This window comes from Streptomyces sp. NPDC020801 (assembly GCF_044334385.1).
Lineage (GTDB): Bacteria > Actinomycetota > Actinomycetes > Streptomycetales > Streptomycetaceae > Streptomyces.
Window position 1 is genome coordinate 60582 of sequence record NZ_JBIRST010000017.1, and the last position, 17487, is coordinate 78068.

Below are 17487 nucleotides of genomic sequence, written 5' to 3' on the forward strand. Positions count from 1 at the left end.
CAGTACGCGTCAGTACGCATCGCGCAGCGCGCGTTCGAGGATCGCGGCGCCCTCCTCGGCCTCCGCGACGGTCAGGGACAGCGGTGGGGCGATGCGCAGGGCACTGGTGTTGTGGCCGCCGCCCTTGCCGATGAGCAGCCCGCCCTCGCGGGCCGACTCCAGCACGGCGGCGGCCGCCTGCGGATCGGCCTCGGCCGTGCCGGGACGGGTCAGTTCGACGCCGATCATCAGTCCGCGCCCGCGCACCTCCCGTACGCCGGGCACCTGGGCCGCGACGGCCCGCAGCCGTTCGATGAGCATCCCGCCGACCCGCCGGGCGTTGCCCTGCAGGTCGTGCTCCAGGAGGTAGTTGAGGTTGGCGAGGCCGGCGGCCATGGTGATCTGGGTGCCACCGAAGGTGGAGATGCTGTTGGCGTCCAGGCAGTTCATGATCTCGGCGCGGGCGACGACCCCGCCGATGGACATGCCGTTGCCGATGCCCTTGGCGAAGGTGAGGATGTCCGGCGGACCGCTCCGCCCGTGCGCCTGCCAGCCCCAGAAGTGCTCGCCGGTGCGGCCCCAGCCGGTCTGCACCTCGTCGGCGATCCAGAGGATGCCGTGCTCCTGGAGCACGTCCCGGAAGGCCGCGTACAGGCCGTCGGGCGGGGAGGTGAAACCGCCTACGCCCTGGATGGGTTCGGCGATGAGTGCGGCGGGCGGGCGGGTGTGGCCGAGCAGGTCCTTCAGGTCCTCGACGCAGGCCGCGATGAAGTCGGGGTCGTCGAGGTGGGCGAACGGCCCGCGGGTGCGCACGCCGCCGTGGACGTACAGCGTCTGCAGCGGGGACAGGGAGGTCGGCGACCAGCCGCGGTTGCCGGTGATGCCGACCGCGCTGAAGGAACGGCCGTGGTAGCTGTTGCGCATGGCCAGGATCGTGTTGCTGCGCCGGTACGTCGTCGCGAGCAGCAGGGCGGTGTCGTTGGCCTCGGTGCCGGAGGTGGTGAAGAAGACCCGGGCGTCCGGGATTCCGCTCAACTTGGCGATGCGCTCGGCGAGTTCCACCATCGGCCGGTTGAGGTAGAGAGTGGAGGAGTGGATGATCCGCCCGGCCTGCTCGGTCACCGCCTTGGTGACCTCGGGCAGCGCGTGCGCGGTCATGGTGGTGAGGATGCCGCCGAAGAAGTCGAGATACCGCCTGCCCCCGGCGTCCCAGACATGGCGGCCCTCGCCGTGGGTGATCTCGAGCGGGTCCTCGTAGTAGAGCGCCAGCCAGTCGGGCAGGACGGCCCGGTGCCGGTCGTAGAGGTCGTTCACGGCTGCACCAGCCCTTCGTAGGCGTCGGGGCGGCGGTCGCGGTAGAAGGCCCACTGCTGCCGCACCTCTTCGATGACGTCGAAGTCGAGGTCACGGACGAGGAGTTCCTCCTTGGAGTCGCTCGCGACGTCCCCGACGAACTGTCCGCGCGGGTCGACGAAGTACGAGGTTCCGTAGAAGTCGTTGTCGCCGTACTCCTCCTGGCCGACGCGGTTGATCGCGGCGACGAAGTACTCGTTGGCGACGGCCGCCGCCGGCTGCTCCAGCCGCCAGAGGTAGGAGGACAGGCCGCGGTGGGTGGCGGAGGGGTTGTAGACGAGCTGGGCGCCGTTCAGGCCGAGCTGCCGCCAGCCCTCCGGGAAGTGGCGGTCGTAGCAGATGTAGACGCCGACCCTGCCGACCTTGGTGTCGAAGACCGGCCAGCCGAGGTTTCCGGGTTTGAAGTAGTACTTCTCCCAGAAGCCCTTGACCTGCGGGATGTGGTGCTTGCGGTACTTGCCGAGGTAGCCGCCGTCGGCGTCGATCACGGCGGCCGCGTTGAAGTACAGGCCCGGCTGCTCGACCTCGAAGACCGGGACGACGATCACCATGCCGGTCTCGCGGGCGAGGTCCCGCATCCGGCGCACGGTCGGACCGTCCGGGACCGGCTCGGCCCAGCGGTAGTGCTCGGGCTCCTGGACCTGGCAGAAGTAGGGCGAGTTGAAGACTTCCTGGAATCCGATGATCTTCGCACCCTGCCGGGCCGCCTCGCGGGCGTGCTCCTCGTGCTTGGCGATCATGGACGCGGTGTCGCCGGTCCAGGTGGCCTGGACCAGGGCCGCGCGGACGACGTTGGCCATGAGCTGCTCCTTCGACGTACGTCAGAGCCTCTACGCCCGTAGAGGAGGACGTAGAGGGACGAACGTAAGCCTCTGCGACGGGCTTGCCAAGACCATTGTCGTCAACCCGCTGAGTCGATCACGTTTCACACTCCTGTGGGTGAGTGTCGGGGCTGGTGGGAGGCGGTGGGACGGATGCGGGCGGGAAGGGCGGGGCGATGGCACGGGGTACCGGTCAGGTTGCGACACCGGCGACGCGGAACGCGTGGACGAGGTCCCAGTGCCGTTCGTCGGAAACACCGCGGGCTGCCTCCAGCAGCAGCGGGACCAGCCGCCCGGGGGCGGGCTCGGCACTGCGGACCGCCTGCTCCGGGGTGCGGACGCGGACGTAGGCGTCGAGCAGTACGCGCACCTCGCGGTCCCGGCCCTCGGCGAGCAGGGCGAGCACTGCCTCGCCCATCTCCGCGGCGGGCCGTACGACGCCCTGTCGCAGTATCTGCTGCCCGTCTTCGGCCCGGCCGGCCGCGACGAGGGCGTCGGCGGCGGCGACCAGGCGGCCCGCGGGCAGCGAGGCGGTCTCCCAGAGCAGGGTCGTCCAGTCGGCGGCGAGCCCGGCCCGCTCCAGCCCGGCGGCGAGCAGCGGCAGCCGCCCGGCGGGCCAGTGGGCGGCCTCGACCAGCAGGGCGTGCGCCTCACCGCTGCGCCCCTCGGCGCGCAGCCGCCCGAGCGCCTCGACGGCCAGGGCGACGGTCCGCGCCGCCCCGGCGTCCTCGGGCCCAGTCCGCGGTCGCGGCCGCTCGGTCGCCTCGGCGGCGGCCCCGGCGAACCGCGCGCCGCGCGGGGTACGGCCGACGGTGGGTGAGGGGGCGGGAGCGGCCTGCGTGGGTGTGGCGGCGCTCGGCGGTACGACCACGGGAGCGGCTTCCTCCTCGGCCATCCCGGCGAACCGGGCGCTGCCGCGGCGGCGCTTGCGGGACTTGGGGGGATGGGGGGCGGAGGTGGGAGTGGGAGTGGAGGCCGGCATCGGGGTGGGGATCGGGGTGGGGGGCGACGGCAGGGTGCCGGGGCCGCCCACGAGGTGATCGGGGTGCTCTGGGTACTCGGGACGCCCGGGTGGGGGCGCCGTCGGCACTGGAGCGGGACCGTCGGCCTCCGCGGTGCTCGGCAGGCGCCCGGCCCCGTCATCACGGCCTGCCCACGCGCCCCGCCCCGCGGACCCAGGGCGACCGGGCACCCGGACGCCCGGCTCCGCGGCTCCGGCGCAGCCGGCCACCCGTGCGCCCCGCCCCGCCGGCCGGTCGCCTGCGTCCACTCGGAGGTGCGCCCCGTCCCTGGCCGGGCCGCCGCCGGGCTCGTGTCCGCGCTCGTGTTCGTGTCCCGGACGTGCGCCCCGGGCGACGTCACCCGCCTCCCGGCCGTCCAGGGCGGCCAGCCGGGCGTCGAGCTCGGCGCATCGGGCGCGGGCGCGTTCGTGGTCGTCGTGGGTCCAGGCCAGGTCGGTGCGGAGGGCGTCGGCCTCCTCGGGGGTGGCCGCGGTGGCGAGGCGGCGGCTGAGCTGGGCCCGGCGTTCGGCCGCGTAACTCTGCTCGCGCAGCATGACGTCGAGGCGGTCGCCGAGGGCGTCCCGGGCGCCGGGCCGGGCGTCGTACGCGGCGACGGCGGCGGCGTACAGGGCCCGGACACGTTCCCGCTCCGACGCGGCGGCCACGGGCCCGTGCTGCCCGGCGAGGTCCTGCAGGACGGCCTCCAGCACATCCCACGGCGGTACCTCACGGCCGTGCAGACACGCCCGCATCCCGTCCGGGTCGCGCTGCCAGAACACCGCGCACCAGCCGTCGCGCTGATCCAGGCGCGCCAGCAGACCGTCCAGGTGGTTCGCGAACTCCCGAACCGGGTCCGGGAGTTGATCCACAGTCATTGCCCAACTCCCGCCAGACCGGAACACTCCGGTCCGTAGCGAACACCAGTTGTGTTACGGGGCCGCTACGGAAAGTTTTCGGCGGGAGTGCAGTGACCTCCGTACGCACGGAACGCGACCGTGACATCACACCACGGCGGGTGCGCACCGCCCCGGAGCGGGGCCCGCTCCACAAGATCACCCCCCGGGCTCGCAGGCGCCCAGCGTGCCCGCGGAAACGGAACGTGTCATCGTTGCATGAGCGACCCCCGACCCGGTTACCCGGCGGGAGCCAGTCGTCAGCGAAGGAACGGAACACGATGACCAGCGGCTTCATCGGCCCGGAGGGCGACCCCTTCGGCGAATTCCTCGCCCGCTTCTTCGGCGGACCACGCCCCGGTCCCCGGCAGATCGACATCGGCCGGCTGCTGAGCCAGCCCGCCCGGGAACTCGTAAGGGGCGCGGCGCAGTACGCGGCCGAACACGGCAGCCGGGATCTGGACACCCAGCACCTGCTGCGGGCAGCGCTCGCCACCGAGCCCACCCGCAGCCTCCTCAGCCGGGCCGGCGCGGACCCCGACTCGCTCGCCACTCAGATCGACGAGCGGTCCGGCCCCGTCCAGCACCCGCCGGGCGAGACACCACCGCCCACCTCGCTCTCGCTCACCCCGGCCGTCAAGCGCGCCCTGCTGGACGCGCACGACCTGGCGCGGGCCAGTGGCGCCGGGTACATCGGACCGGAGCACGTGCTGAGCGCGCTGGCCGCGAACCCGGACTCCGCCGCCGGGCACATCCTGAACGCGGCCCGGTTCGCCGCCGGCGGCCTGCCGCCCGAGGCGACGGACGCCGCCGCCCCGACGGGGGCCGAGCGGCAGCGCACGACCTCGACGCCCACCCTCGACAAGTACGGGCGTGATCTCACCGACCTGGCCCGGCAGGGCCGTATCGACCCGGTGATCGGGCGGGAGCAGGAGATCGAGCAGACGATCGAGGTGCTCTCCCGGCGCGGCAAGAACAACCCGGTGCTGATCGGCGACGCGGGCGTCGGCAAGACCGCCATCGTGGAGGGGCTCGCGCAGCGGATCGCCGACGGGGACGTGCCCGACGTGCTCATCGGCCGCCGGGTGTTCGCACTGGACCTGACCGGTGTGGTCGCGGGCACCCGCTACCGGGGCGACTTCGAGGAGCGGCTGAACAACATCGTCGGCGAGATCCGCGCCAACTCCGAGCGGCTGATCGTCTTCATCGACGAGCTGCACACCGTGGTCGGCGCCGGTGCGGGCGGCGAGGGCGGGGCGATGGACGCGGGCAACATCCTCAAGCCCGCCCTGTCCCGCGGCGAGCTGCACATCGTGGGCGCGACCACGCTGGAGGAGTACCGGCGGATCGAGAAGGACGCGGCGCTGGCCCGCCGGTTCCAGCCGATCCTGGTGCCCGAGCCGTCCGTGGGCGACGCGCTGGAGATCCTGCGCGGCCTGCGCGACCGCTACGAGGCCCACCACCAGGTCCGCTACACCGACGAGGCGCTGGTGGCCGCCGTGGAGCTGTCCGACCGCTATCTGACCGACCGCCGTCTGCCGGACAAGGCGATCGACCTGATCGACCAGGCCGGCGCCCGGGTGCGGCTGCGGGCCCGCACCAAGGGCACGGACGTACGGACCATGGAACGCGAGGCCGAACAGCTGGCCCGCGACAAGGACCAGGCCGTCGCGGACGAACAGTACGAGCAGGCCACACAGTTGCGCGACCGGATCACCGAGCTGAGGCAGCGGATCGCCCAGGCCGCGGGCGGCGAGGAGGCCGACGAGGGGATGAACCTGGAGGTCACCGCCGAGGCCATCGCCGAGGTGGTGTCCCGGCAGACCGGCATCCCGGTCAGCAGGCTCACCCAGGAGGAGAAGGAGCGGCTGCTCGGCCTCGAGGAGCATCTGCACCGGCGGGTGGTCGGCCAGGACGAGGCCGTCGCCGTCGTCTCCGAGGCGGTGCTGCGCTCCCGCGCGGGGCTGTCGAGCCCGGACCGGCCGATCGGCAGCTTCCTCTTCCTCGGCCCGACCGGCGTCGGCAAGACCGAGCTGGCCCGGGCGTTGGCCGAGGCTCTGTTCAGCAGCGAGGACCGCATGGTGCGCCTGGACATGAGCGAATACCAGGAGCGGCACACGGTCAGCCGGCTGGTCGGGGCGCCGCCGGGGTACGTCGGCCACGAGGAGGCGGGTCAGCTCACCGAGGTGGTGCGCCGGCATCCGTACTCGCTGCTCCTGCTGGACGAGGTGGAGAAGGCGCACCCGGACGTGTTCAACATCCTGCTGCAGGTGCTGGACGACGGGCGGCTCACCGACTCCCAGGGCCGCACGGTGGACTTCACCAACACCGTCATCGTGATGACCAGCAACCTCGGCTCGGAGGCCATCACGCGGCGCGGCGCCGGCATAGGGTTCGGCGCGGGCGGTGCGGAGGCGGACGAGGAGGCGCGGCGCGAGCAGATCCTGCGGCCGCTGCGGGAGCACTTCCGGCCGGAGTTCCTCAACCGGATCGACGAGATCGTCGTCTTCCGGCAGCTCACCGCCGAGCAGTTGCGGCAGATCACCGATCTGCTGCTGGAGAAGACCCGCCGGCTGCTGCACGCGCAGGGCGTCGCCGTCGAGTTCACGGGCGCGGCCGTCGACTGGCTGGCCCAGCGCGGCTACCAGCCCGAGTACGGCGCCCGTCCGCTGCGCCGCACCATCCAGCGCGAGGTGGACAACCAGCTGTCCCGGCTGCTGCTGGACGGCCGGCTCGGCGACGGCAGCCGGGTCACGGTGGACGTCGAGGACGGCCGGCTGGCGTTCCGTACGCAGGACAGGGAGCCCACGCCCGCGCCCGCCGAGTGACGGTGAACTGACGCGTGCCGGGCCCGCCGTCCCGTATCGGGAGGCGGGCCCATCCGCTGCGGATGCCCGGACGCCGTCACGGCGCCGGGTACACCACCATCGCCGAGCCGCCGCCCCGCCGTACCTTCTCGGCCGCCGCCAGCCACTTGCCGTTCGGCAGGCGCTGTACACCGGTGGCCGCGCCGATCTCGGGGTTGAGCTTGAAGGAGTGACCGATCGCCTCCAGCTGTCCCCGCAACGGGCTGTCGTAGAGCGCCGGTTCGAGTTCGGTCTGGGCCGCGTTGCGCTGGCTGGCACGCGGTGCGGCGATCGCGTCGACCAGCGGCAGGCGCCGGTCGAGGAACTCGGTCAGGGTCTGCAGCACGGTGGTGATGATGGTCGCGCCACCGGGCGATCCGAGCGCCACCACCGGCCGGTCGTGCCGGTCGAGCACGATGGCCGGTGAGATCGACGAGCGCGGCCGCTTGCCCGGGCCCGGCAGGTTCGGGTCGTGCACGGCCGGGTTGGCCGGGGCGAAGGAGAAGTCGGTCAGCTCGTTGTTGAGCAGGAAGCCGCGGCCGGGGACGGTGATGCCGCTGCCGCCGGTCTGTTCGATGGTGAGGGTGTAGGAGACGACGTCGCCCCACTTGTCGGCGACCGTCAGATGGGTGGTGTTCTCGCCCTCGTAGGTCGTCGGTGCCGCCGTGCCGCCGGTGCCGCAGGCCGCGGGGCGGCGCGGGTCGCCGGGGGCGAGCGGGCTGGTGAGGACCGCGTCGTCCTTGATCAGGCAGGCGCGGGAGTCGGCGTACGCCTGCGACAGCAGTCCCTTGGTGGGAACGTCCTCGAAGGCGGGGTCGCCGACCCAGCGGCCGCGGTCCGCGAAGGCGATGCGGCTCGCCTCGATGTAGCGGTGCAGGTACTGGGCCTCGCTCGCCCTGGAAAGGTCCGTCCGCTCCAGGATGTTGAGCGCCTCGCCGACGGTCGTGCCGCCGGAGGAGGAGGGCGCGATGGAGTAGACGCCGAGGCCGCGGTAGGAGGTCCTCGTGGGGGCCTGGAGCTTGGCGCGGTAGGCCGCGAGGTCCCTGGCGGACAGCTTGCCGGGGCGGGCGTTCCAGCCCGAACCGGGGTCGACGGGCGGGTGGTCGACCGTGTCCACGATGTCGTCGCCGAGGTCGCCGCGGTAGACGGCGCCGACGCCCTTCCTGCCCAGCTCCTCGTAGGTACGGGCGAGGTCCGGGTTCTTGAACGTCGAGCCGACGACGGGGAGCCGTCCGCCGGGCAGGAACAGCTTCGCGGTGTCCGGGAAGTAGCTGAAGCGGGTCTGGTTGGACGCGGTCTGGGAGCGGAAGGTGTCGTCGACGGTGAAGCCGTCGCGGGCGATCCGCTCGGCCGGCCTGAGGACCGTACCGAGCCGTTCGGTGCCCCACTCGTCCAGCGCCGTCTGCCAGGTGGCGGGCGTGCCCGGCGTGCCGACGCTCAGGCCGCTGCTGACGGCGTCGGCGAAGGCGAGCGGCTTGCCGTTCTCCACGAACAGGTTCGCATCGGCGCTCAGCGGTGCCGTCTCGCGGCCGTCGATGGTGTGGACGGTGCGGGAGCGGGCGTCGTAGTAGACGAAGTAGCCGCCTCCGCCGATGCCGGAGGAGTAGGGCTCGGTGACACCGAGGGCCGCGGCGGTGGCGACGGCCGCGTCGACGGCGTTGCCGCCCTTCCTCAGCACCTCGATACCGGCGGCGGAGGCGTCGGCGTCGACGCTCGCCACGGCGCCGCCGTAGCCGACGGCCACGGGCGCTTTCCCGGCCGGTGCCGGCTTTCCGCCCGGCTGCGCGGCGGGCGGCGCGGCCGCTCCCACCGACACCACGGCGGCCGAGACCGCCAGGACCGCCAGCTTGCGTGCCACAGAGCGACGCATCCGCACCTCCAGCCAGAGACCGACCGTCCGCGCAGCTTAATCCATCGCCATGAACCCGTCAGGAAGGCATCGAACAGCGGTCCGCTCGAACCGCTACCATGCGCGGCCATGAACGACGACGTGCGCAACATAGTCCTGGGAGTGGTGGCCGCCGGTATCAGCGCGGCGCTCGGCTGGCTGGCCCGCACCTATCTGTGGAAGCGCAGACTGAGGCGCAAGCAGTCCTTCTTCGGGCTGCCCGACAACTCCGAGTCCCTGCTGGTGGTCAACCGCGACGCGGGCGGTCCGGAGCTCACGGTGACGCGCCACGACGTCTTCGCCCTGCTCGAACTGTCCGCGCTGATCAAGGACTGCAACGCGGCGGCACAGGTGGTCGCGCACGACGCGGCCCAGCAGGGCTTCGGCGAGCGCACCGAGTTCTGCGTGGGCGGTCCGGCCTCCAACCGCCGGATGGCCGCGCACCTCGCCTCCCTGCTGCCGGGTGTGCGGGTGAACGTCGAGGCGGAACCCGGCCCGGACCGGGGCGCGTTCCAGATCGGCAGCGAGCGCTACCGGCTGGAGGCGGGCCGCAGCGAGTACGTCCTGCTGGCCCGGCTCACCGCCGGGGAGCGCCGCTCCGGGGTCCGGCCGGTGTTCCTCTTCTGCGGCCAGCGCGCCATCGACAACCAGGCCGGCACCCGCTATCTCGCGCGCAACCACGAGCGGCTGTCCCGCAAGTACGGCGACAACTCCTTCGTTCTGCTGCTGAAGGTGGTCAACTCCCAGGCGTACGGCCCGGATGTGATCGAACTGGTCGCCGACGTCACCCGGGCGGCACAGGCGCCCCTGCCGACGCCGACGCCCCCGCCGGCCCGCACCTCGCACCGGGCGACGAGCTGACCCTCGTACCCGGAACGCACACTTCAGGCGGCCACTCGCACACGAAATCAACACTTCAACAGGCTTTACCCGCACGTAACTTACCGACGGGTTACTTCGAGTAAGGCGCTGCGGTTACCGTCGGGTCACTTTGCACTGGACCAAGTGAGGAGTGATCCGTGGGATTCCACCGCAAGGCCCTGCGTACGACCGCCATGGGGGCCGTCTCGGCGACGGTGATCGCCGGCGCCCTGGCAGTCGCCCCCACCGCGCAGGCGGCCTCCAACGGTGTCCGTTTCGTCGACATCAGCGGCGACGGCGGAACCGTCCTGAAGGCCAACGTCGTCACCCCGGCGAACGCCGGAGGCTCCCGTGGCTACCCGCTCATCGTCCTGCCCACGAGCTGGGGCTTTCCCCAGGTCGAGTACCTCGCCCAGGCGCAGCGGCTCGCCGACTCCGGCTATGTGGTGGTCAGCTACAACGTGCGCGGCTTCTGGCAGTCCGGCGGGGAGATAGACGTCGCCGGCCCACCCGACTGGGCGGACGCGTCGAAGGTGATCGACTGGGCGCTCGCCAACACCCCGGCCGACCCGCGGCACATCGGCATGGCGGGCGTCTCCTACGGCGCCGGCATCAGCCTGCTCGCCGCCGAGCACGACAAGCGCGTCAAGGCCGTCGCCTCGCTCAGCGGCTGGGCCGACCTGATCGGCGCGATCTACTCCCACCGCACCCAGCACGTCCAGGCCGCTGCCCTGCTGGACACCGCCGCCACCGTCGCCGGCCGGGAGAGCGCGGAGACCCGGCAGGTGTTCGACGACTTCTACGCCTCGAACCTCGCCAAGGAGCAGGACCTGATCGACTGGGGGAGGAAACGTTCTCCCGCGACCTACGCCGACCAGCTCAACAAGAACGGCACGGCCGTCATGCTCGCCAACAGCTGGGGCGACACCATCTTCTCCCCCAACCAGTACGCCGACTTCTACGGGAAACTGACGGGCCCGAAGAGACTGGAGCTGCGCCCCGGCGACCACGCCACCGCCGAGCTGCCCGGCCTGTTCGGGCTGCCCAACGACGTGTGGACCGACACCAGGCGCTGGTTCGACCACTACCTCAGGGGCCAGGACAACGGCATCGACCGCGAGCAGCCGGTGCAGCTGGAATCCCGTTCCACGGACGGCTACGAGGGCTATCCCAACTGGAAGTCGGTGGGTGCGGACCGCAGCAGGTTCGACCTCGCGGGCTCGACCACCATCCACGCCAACGTCGACTCGGGCGCGGACGGCGGGGTCGTCTTCCTGTCCAGCATCCTGGACCAGATCGCCCGGATCCCGCCGATGGCGTCGATCCCGCTCCTGCCCCGGCGCTGGGCCGCGGTGTGGCAGTCGGACCGGTACGCCACCGCCCAACAGGTGCGCGGCACCGCGATGTTGCACACCACGCTCACCCCGACCGAAAGGAGCGGCACCTTCGTCGCCTATCTCTACGACGTCGGTCCGCTCGGCATCGGCAAGCTGGTCACCCATGCGCCGTACACCTGGTACGACCGCACGCCCGGCGCGCCGTTCGGCGTGGACCTGCCGCTGTACTCCACGGCCTACGACGTCCCGGCCGGGCACCGGCTGGCCCTCGTCGTCGACACCGTGGACCCGCTCTACATCGAGCACAACCCGTCCGGCGCGCAGCTGACCTTCTCCTCGTCGGCGGACGACCCGTCATACCTGTCGGTCCCGCTGCGCGAGCAGTGATCTCCGGCTGCCGCCGGCCGGGTATGGCTCTGTGAACCGCTGCCCCCTACGGTCGAGGGGCCGTGGGGGTCCCCCGCCCGGCAGCAGCGTCCCGGTCCCGTTGGCGATGGGCCGGATCGCCGTCACCACAGGGATGAACGGCACATCGTAGTCGAGGTTCGACGCGATGAGCCCGGCGGCGTGGAGGAACGCCCTTCGACGGCCATGCCCAGCCCTGCTCACTCTCATATGTGTGGTGGTTGCCGCAAACTATCCGGGCGCAAGGGGCGGGAACACCCGACACGCACTGCTGTGGCAATAGCCGTATTTACGTCGCGCCTTTTCGCGTCGCAGTTGTACACGCGACCGTCCGGGCAGGCATTCCCCGGCGGGGGCCGGCCGGGGCTCAGGTCTCCGCGATCTCCGCGTAGAGCTGCGAAAGCTCGGGTACGCCGCCGGTGGCCCACTCGTGCCCGGCGGTCACCACATCGATCTCGCGTCCGGAGGCCAGCCGCACGACCGGCTGCCCGGTCGGCCGGATCTCCCAGCCGGCGCCGGGCACGGTCCGGATGACGACCGAGCCCAGGTAGAGCCCGGCGTCGTTGCCGAGCCAGGGCAGGGTCTCCGCGTCGTCGCGCCAGCGGGGCAGCAACTGGTCGAGCGCCTCCAGCGAGGCGGCGGAGTCGTCGAGCCGGAGCCCCGCCTCGGACGCCTGGGAACGCAGCAGCTCGCATTCGGAGAGGAGTTCGGCCAGGCTCGCACGGCCCTCGGCCGCCCGGTCCTCGCCCGCCTCGGAGAACACCGCGACGCCGAAGGCGGGGCCCTGCCTCTTGCGCCACTTGCCCAGGAAGGGGATGTCCATGGGCCCAGCGTGACATTCGCACCGCTGTGCGCACCACAGGCGCGCGGGCCCCGGTCCCGCCCCGGCCGTCGGGAGGTCGTCAGCCTGCCGTCCTGTCGCGCAGCCAGCGCTCGAACTCGGCGGCGACGATGCGCTCGTCGTGCACCCCGGCCGCGTCGTCGGACGCCAGCCACACGATGGGCGGGCCCATCACCTCGGGCTCGAGGAAGCTCCGGCCCCCGGGCACGGCGTCCCGGGGCAGCATGCCCGTGGCGGTCGCGCCCCCGGGCAGCAGCAGGTTGACGGTGACGCCCGTGTCCTTGAGGTCGGCGGCCATGATCCGGGACAGCGCCTCACTGCCGGCCCGCGACGGCCCGTAGGGGACGAACCCGGCGCGGCGCATGGTCGACTCGCTCACCGTGATGTTGACGATACGGCCGCCGCCGGCGGCCAGCATCCTCGGGGCGACCTCGCGTGCCACCAGGAAGTAGCCGGTCAGGTTGGTCTCGATCACCGCGCGGAAGCCGTCGGCCGGCACCTCCCAGAAGCCCTGGGGACGCGTCATGAAGCGTGGGTTGACCGTGCGCATGCCGATCCCGGCGTTGTTCACCAGCATGTCGATGCCGTCCAGCCGCGCCCATGCCTCGTCGACGGCTCGGGTCACCGACGACTCCTCACGCACGTCCAGCTCGATGCCGACCGCGCCCACCGCGCCCGGCAGTTGCGCGGCGACCGCGCTCGCCCGCCGTCCGGACCGGCCGGTCAGCGCGACGGTCGCTCCGGCCCCGGCCAGGGCCTCGGCCATGGCCCGTCCCAGTCCGCTCGTCCCGCCGGTCACCAGCACCTTCATCGGATCGCTCCCGTCCCGCGGACCGCCCGTCCGCGCTCGCCGGCCCCGCTCGCCGGCCCCGCTAGCCGGCCGTGACGCCAGGATGTGAAGTGCGCCCGCGTTCAGGCAAGGCGCGGACCGCCTCGGCCTGCGCCCGGGGCGCGCCGGCTCACACGTCGAGGTCCACCACCACCGGGGCGTGGTCCGAGGCGCCCTTGCCCTTGCGCTCCTCGCGGTCGACGTAGGCGTCGGTGACCGCCTTGGCGAACGGCTCGTTGGCGTACACCAGGTCGATGCGCATGCCGCGGTTCTTGGGGAAGCAGAGCTGGCGGTAGTCCCAGTACGTGAAGGGGTGGTCGTACTTGAGGGGGCGCGGGACCACGTCCGCGAGGCCGGCCTCGCGCAGGGAGGCCAGGGCCGCGCGCTCGGCGGGGGTGACATGGGTGGAGCCTTCGAAAGCCGCCCGGTCGTAGACGTCGTCGTCCGTCGGCGCGACGTTGTAGTCGCCGAGGACGGCGAAGGGGCGGCTGCCGGCGGCGTCGCCCGCGACGGCCGCCTTCAGCGCCTCGAACCACTGGAGCTTGTAGGCGTAGTGGGGGTGGTCCACCTCGCGGCCGTTGGGCACGTACACCGACCAGACGCGGACCGGGCCGCAGGTCGCGGAGATGGCGCGGGGTTCCTGCGCGCCCTCGTAGCCGGGGTCGCCGGGCAGGCCCTTGACCACGTCCTCCAGACCCACCCTGGAGAGCACCGCCACGCCGTTCCACCGCCCGGTGGCGTGGACGGCGGCCTCGTAACCCGCATCGCGCAGCTGGTCGAACGGGAACAGGTCCTCGGCGATCTTGGCCTCCTGCAGGCACAGCACGTCGGTGCCGCTGCTCTCCAGCCAGGCCAGCAGCCTGGGCAGGCGGGCGGTGATCGAGTTCACGTTCCAGGTCGCGATGCGCATGCCTGACAACCTACCGGGCGGCACTGACAACGCCTCCTGCCCGGCCTGCCGGCCCCCGGGCCGCCGTTCTCAGAGCTCGGCCGACGCCCCGGATGTCAGCCGCAGGTGTTCCGCGCCGCCCAGCGCGCCGATCTGACGGTCGTAGATCGGGCGGGCGAGGTCGGTGAGGAGGGCGTCGTGGATGTCGTAGGCGCGCTGCGGCTTGACCTCGCGGACGTAGTCGATCACCTCGGAGATCTTGTTCCAGGGCGCCATCACCGGGATCATCAGCGTCTCCACCGGGCGGTCGGGGACCGTGAGCGCGTCCCCGGGGTGGAAGACGCGGCCGCCGTCGATCAGGTAGCCGACGTTGGTGATGCGCGGGATGTCGGGGTGGATCACCGCGTGCAGCTCGCCGTGGGCCTGGACGTCGAAGCCCGCGGCGGTGAAGGCGTCGCCGTGGCCGACGGTGTGGACGCGGCCCGGGAAGGCCGCGGCGAGCTGCTCCGCGACGGACTTCAGGGTCCAGATCTCAAGACCCGGGTCGGCCTCCAGGGCGCCGCGCAGCCGGGCCTCGTCGAAGTGGTCGGGGTGCTCGTGGGTGACGAGGATCGCCTCCGCGCCGGCCGTGGCGTCGTCCTCGCTGAACATGCCCGGATCGACGACGAGCGTCCGCCCGTCCTTCTCGAGGCGGATGCAGGAGTGCGACTTCTTCGTGAACTTCATGCCTCCCATCCTGCCGCGCGGACCCCGCGCGCGGGTGGCCGAGGCTGGTGTTCCTGGTGCCCGGCTCAAGGATCACCGCCCGGGCGGCCGCGTCCTCGGCGGCGGCACCCCGCCGCACTCCCCCGTCACTCGGCCGGGGTGGTCTCCTCGTGGATGACCTGCTGGGCCACCCTGAAGGCGCTGCCCGCGGCGGGAATGCCGCAGTGGACGGCCGTCTGGAGCAGCACTTCCTTGATCTCGTCCGGAGTGAGGCCGTTGCGCAGGGCGGCGCGGGTGTGGGCGGCGAGGTCCTCCAGGTGGCCGCTCGCGACCAGCGCCGTGAGGGCGACGCAACTGCGGGTGCGGCGGTCGAGGCCGGGCCGGTCCCAGATCTCGCCCCAGGCACAGCGGGTGAGGAACTCCTGGAAGTCGCCGGAGAAATCGTCGGCGCGGGCCAGCTCCCGGTCGACGTGGGCGTCACCGAGCACCTCGCGCCGGATCTTGAGACCGATGTCGTACGGGTCCGGCCTGCCCGTGGGCTGGGGCGGCACCGCCGCCGGGGCTGTCTCCGCGACGGGCCCGGTCTGCGGGGGCGCCGTCGGGACGGGCCCGGCAGGGGGCGCGACGATCGCCATCTGGCCGGTGGCCGGCTCGAAAGCGGGCTGCCAGGCGGTGGAGAAGTGTCTGACCAGCAGATCGGTGACGGCGGCGGGCTGCTCGACCGGCACCAGGTGGGAGGCGCCCGGCACGACGGCGAGGCGGGCGTCCCGGATGCCGGCGACCAGGGTGCGTGCCTCGGCGGGTCCGGTGACCTGGTCCTCCGAGCCGACCAGGACCAGTGTCGGCACACCCACGCGGCCGAGCTCGGCCCGGACGTCGAAGGCGGCGAGCGCCTCGCAGGCGGCGATGTAGCAGCCGGGGTCGGTGGTGCGCACCATCTGCACGGCCCAGTCGGTGATCGCGGGCTGGGCGGCGGCGAACCCGGAGGTGAACCAGCGGTCCGGGGACGTACGGGCGATGGGGTCGAGCCCGTTCGTACGGACGATCACCCCGCGCTGCCGGAACTCGTCCGCGGTGCCGAACCGGGGCGAGGCCGCGATCAGCGTCAGCGACGCGAGCCGCTCGGGGTGGCGCAGGGCCAGCTCCACGCCGACCGCGCCGCCGAGCGCGCAGCCGGCGTAGCCGAAGCGCTGCACCCCGAGTCCGTCCAGCGTGGCCAGCAGCCGGCCGGCCAGGTCGGAGACCGAGCCGGCCGGGTGGGCGGGGGCGCCCCCGTGTCCCGGCAGGTCGAACCGGAGGACACGCCACTGCTTCGTCAGCTCCGGGACCTGCCGGTCCCACATGTGCCAGGTGGTGCCCAACGACGGTCCCAAGATCAGGACCGGAGCGTCCTCTGGCCCGTCAAAGCGGTATTGCAGGGTGTTCGCCGGTGTCTCACTCACGCCCTGCACGCTCTCACATCTCACGACTTCTCACGTGCTTGGGTCGGCGCCCCGTGCAAGCCGTGCCACGTTGTGGCGGCTCCGCGTAGATGCTCTGCGTCCGGCGTGACGTACCACTTCTCGGTGGTCCTCACGCTCGTGAGTCCGGCCCACCGCACGTGCTGCGGAACGGCACCGATCCTCGTCGGTGCGGTCGGAGCAGCAAGGCCGTACGGGTTGCGGGCCGGCGTCGCGGGCCGGCTGTCCGGGTCGGCCACTGCGTCGGGTCACCCGCCGTCGTCCCGGTGTGCGAGGGGGTCTTGGGTTCTCGGGCGAGGTCTCGGGAAGACCGCATCTCGCCATACGGACGAGTAACGGGGTTTGCGACAAGCATCCTGTAACGATCCACGTGCGTATCTTGTGGGCGGTTGTGCCACTCCTAGCCTGCGCACATGGCCTTCTTCTCATCTCGCGGCAGGACTCCGCGTCTGGCTCCGGAACTCGACGACGCCGATCTGGGCAAGCTCCTGAAGCGTCTGGTTTCGATGGCCAGGACCAATACCGCGGGAACGGCGGACCTTTGTGTGGCTCAGATCGCCCGCCTCCTGGAACAGGATCCCGGGGACTTCGACCGGAGGGCGCACCGCTTGTCCGTCCTGGCCGGTTTTCTGTCCGAGTCGTACCTGCCGGCCGCCTGGGCGAAGCGGGAGCCCCGCAACGCCAGCGCCCTGCTTCTGCAGTCGTGGTGCGAACTCGAGGAGGGCCGCGTCTCCGGGGGGTTGCAGGATGCCGCCGTCGTCTGGAAGCGGTGTCTGCTGGTGGCGGACATCGCCCCGCAGGACCCGGCACCCTGGGTGGTCCTGCTGGGCGTCGCGCGACTGGCGGGCTGTGCCAGGCAGGACGTCTACGCGATCTGGAACGAGATCGTGACGCGGGACCGATGGCACCGCGAGGCGTATCTGAGCATGCTCGCCTATCTGAGCCCCCAGGAGTCGGGTTCGCACGCCCAGATGCTGGAGTTCGTCGACTCGGTACGGACGCACATGCCGGCGAACGCGCCCTGCGCCGCGGTGGAGCTCACGGCCCACATCATGCAGTTCCACGCCGCGGTGTCCCGTGGTGGTGCGGTGGGACTTCTGGCCGGCAATCACTGGAAGGGCGTGCAGGCAGCCGAACTCCTGGAGCGGGCACGGGTCACCTGGCCGCAGGAGACGTTCTTCTCGCACGCGGCGGCCATCGCGGATCTCAACCTGCTCGCCTACGCGTTGACGGCCGCCAACAGACGACGTGAGGCCGCGCCCCTCTTCGAAGCCATCGACGGGAGGGTCACCAGCTGGCCCTGGCGCTCGGAGGGCGATCCGCTGGCCGTGTTCGAGTCCGCGCGGAACAAGGCACGGTGATCCGGGACGCCGGTGGGG

The 17487-nt window shown here is 72.2% G+C and carries 13 protein-coding genes and 1 pseudogene; 4 read left to right on the forward strand and 10 right to left on the reverse strand.

Going from position 1 to position 17487, the window contains the following annotated elements:
* Window positions 1-9: 9 nt before the first annotated feature.
* From ACH4UM_RS29600 to ACH4UM_RS29610, 3 genes are all read right to left on the reverse strand, one after another.
* Window positions 10-1293, reverse strand: coding sequence for an aspartate aminotransferase family protein (locus tag ACH4UM_RS29600; RefSeq protein ID WP_398185744.1), 1284 nt, complete (start codon window positions 1291-1293; stop codon window positions 10-12).
* On the reverse strand, window positions 1290-2132 hold the full coding sequence (locus ACH4UM_RS29605; RefSeq protein WP_398185747.1) for a nitrilase-related carbon-nitrogen hydrolase: 843 nt from the start codon (window positions 2130-2132) through the stop codon (window positions 1290-1292). The genes ACH4UM_RS29600 and ACH4UM_RS29605 overlap by 4 nt, the downstream gene beginning before the upstream one ends.
* Window positions 2133-2346: 214 nt before the next feature.
* On the reverse strand, window positions 2347-4029 hold the full coding sequence (locus ACH4UM_RS29610) for a hypothetical protein (RefSeq protein WP_398185750.1): 1683 nt from the start codon (window positions 4027-4029) through the stop codon (window positions 2347-2349).
* A gap of 299 nt (window positions 4030-4328) precedes the next feature.
* On the opposite strand from ACH4UM_RS29610, the gene ACH4UM_RS29615 reads away from it, so the two are divergent.
* Window positions 4329-6875, forward strand: coding sequence for an ATP-dependent Clp protease ATP-binding subunit (locus ACH4UM_RS29615; RefSeq protein ID WP_398185753.1), 2547 nt, complete (start codon window positions 4329-4331; stop codon window positions 6873-6875).
* A 76-nt stretch (window positions 6876-6951) separates the two neighbouring features.
* Here ACH4UM_RS29615 and ggt read toward each other — a convergent pair whose 3' ends face one another.
* The gene (gene ggt / locus ACH4UM_RS29620; RefSeq protein WP_398185756.1) at window positions 6952-8763 is read right to left on the reverse strand and encodes a gamma-glutamyltransferase; all 1812 of its coding nucleotides are present in this window, start codon (window positions 8761-8763) and stop codon (window positions 6952-6954) included.
* 108 nt (window positions 8764-8871) lie between these two features.
* On the opposite strand from ggt, the gene ACH4UM_RS29625 reads away from it, so the two are divergent.
* Both ACH4UM_RS29625 and ACH4UM_RS29630 read left to right on the forward strand, forming a co-directional pair.
* Window positions 8872-9642, forward strand: a complete 771-nt coding sequence (locus ACH4UM_RS29625; protein WP_398185759.1) for a hypothetical protein — start codon at window positions 8872-8874, stop codon at window positions 9640-9642.
* A 158-nt stretch (window positions 9643-9800) separates the two neighbouring features.
* Window positions 9801-11366: a CocE/NonD family hydrolase gene (locus ACH4UM_RS29630; RefSeq protein WP_398185762.1), complete on the forward strand. Its 1566-nt coding sequence runs from the start codon at window positions 9801-9803 to the stop codon at window positions 11364-11366.
* Here the strand turns inward: ACH4UM_RS29630 and ACH4UM_RS29635 are convergent.
* The 6 genes and pseudogenes from ACH4UM_RS29635 to ACH4UM_RS29660 form a co-directional block, all read right to left on the reverse strand.
* Window positions 11334-11555, reverse strand: a pseudogene (locus ACH4UM_RS29635) (hypothetical protein); the annotation flags it as partial. The gene ACH4UM_RS29630 and the pseudogene ACH4UM_RS29635 overlap by 33 nt on opposite strands.
* Before the next feature lie 196 nt (window positions 11556-11751).
* Window positions 11752-12207 (reverse strand): DUF6278 family protein, encoded by a 456-nt coding sequence (locus tag ACH4UM_RS29640; RefSeq protein ID WP_398185765.1) that lies wholly within the window; start codon window positions 12205-12207, stop codon window positions 11752-11754.
* 79 nt (window positions 12208-12286) lie between these two features.
* A complete protein-coding gene (locus ACH4UM_RS29645) occupies window positions 12287-13036 on the reverse strand; it encodes an SDR family NAD(P)-dependent oxidoreductase (protein WP_398185768.1) in 750 nt (249 codons plus the stop codon).
* A gap of 148 nt (window positions 13037-13184) precedes the next feature.
* The gene (locus ACH4UM_RS29650) at window positions 13185-13964 is read right to left on the reverse strand and encodes an exodeoxyribonuclease III (protein ID WP_398185771.1); all 780 of its coding nucleotides are present in this window, start codon (window positions 13962-13964) and stop codon (window positions 13185-13187) included.
* A 69-nt stretch (window positions 13965-14033) separates the two neighbouring features.
* The gene (locus tag ACH4UM_RS29655; RefSeq protein ID WP_398185774.1) at window positions 14034-14669 is read right to left on the reverse strand and encodes an MBL fold metallo-hydrolase; all 636 of its coding nucleotides are present in this window, start codon (window positions 14667-14669) and stop codon (window positions 14034-14036) included.
* Between the two features lie 125 nt (window positions 14670-14794).
* Window positions 14795-16090 carry an alpha/beta fold hydrolase gene (locus ACH4UM_RS29660; RefSeq protein WP_398185777.1) on the reverse strand — a complete coding sequence of 432 codons (1296 nt, stop codon included), beginning with the start codon at window positions 16088-16090 and terminating at the stop codon, window positions 14795-14797.
* Between the two features lie 431 nt (window positions 16091-16521).
* Between ACH4UM_RS29660 and ACH4UM_RS29665 the strand changes: the two genes are divergently transcribed.
* Entirely contained in the window at window positions 16522-17469 is a 948-nt protein-coding gene (locus tag ACH4UM_RS29665; RefSeq protein ID WP_398185780.1) for a hypothetical protein, read from the forward strand.
* The last annotated feature ends 18 nt before the right edge of the window (window positions 17470-17487 follow it).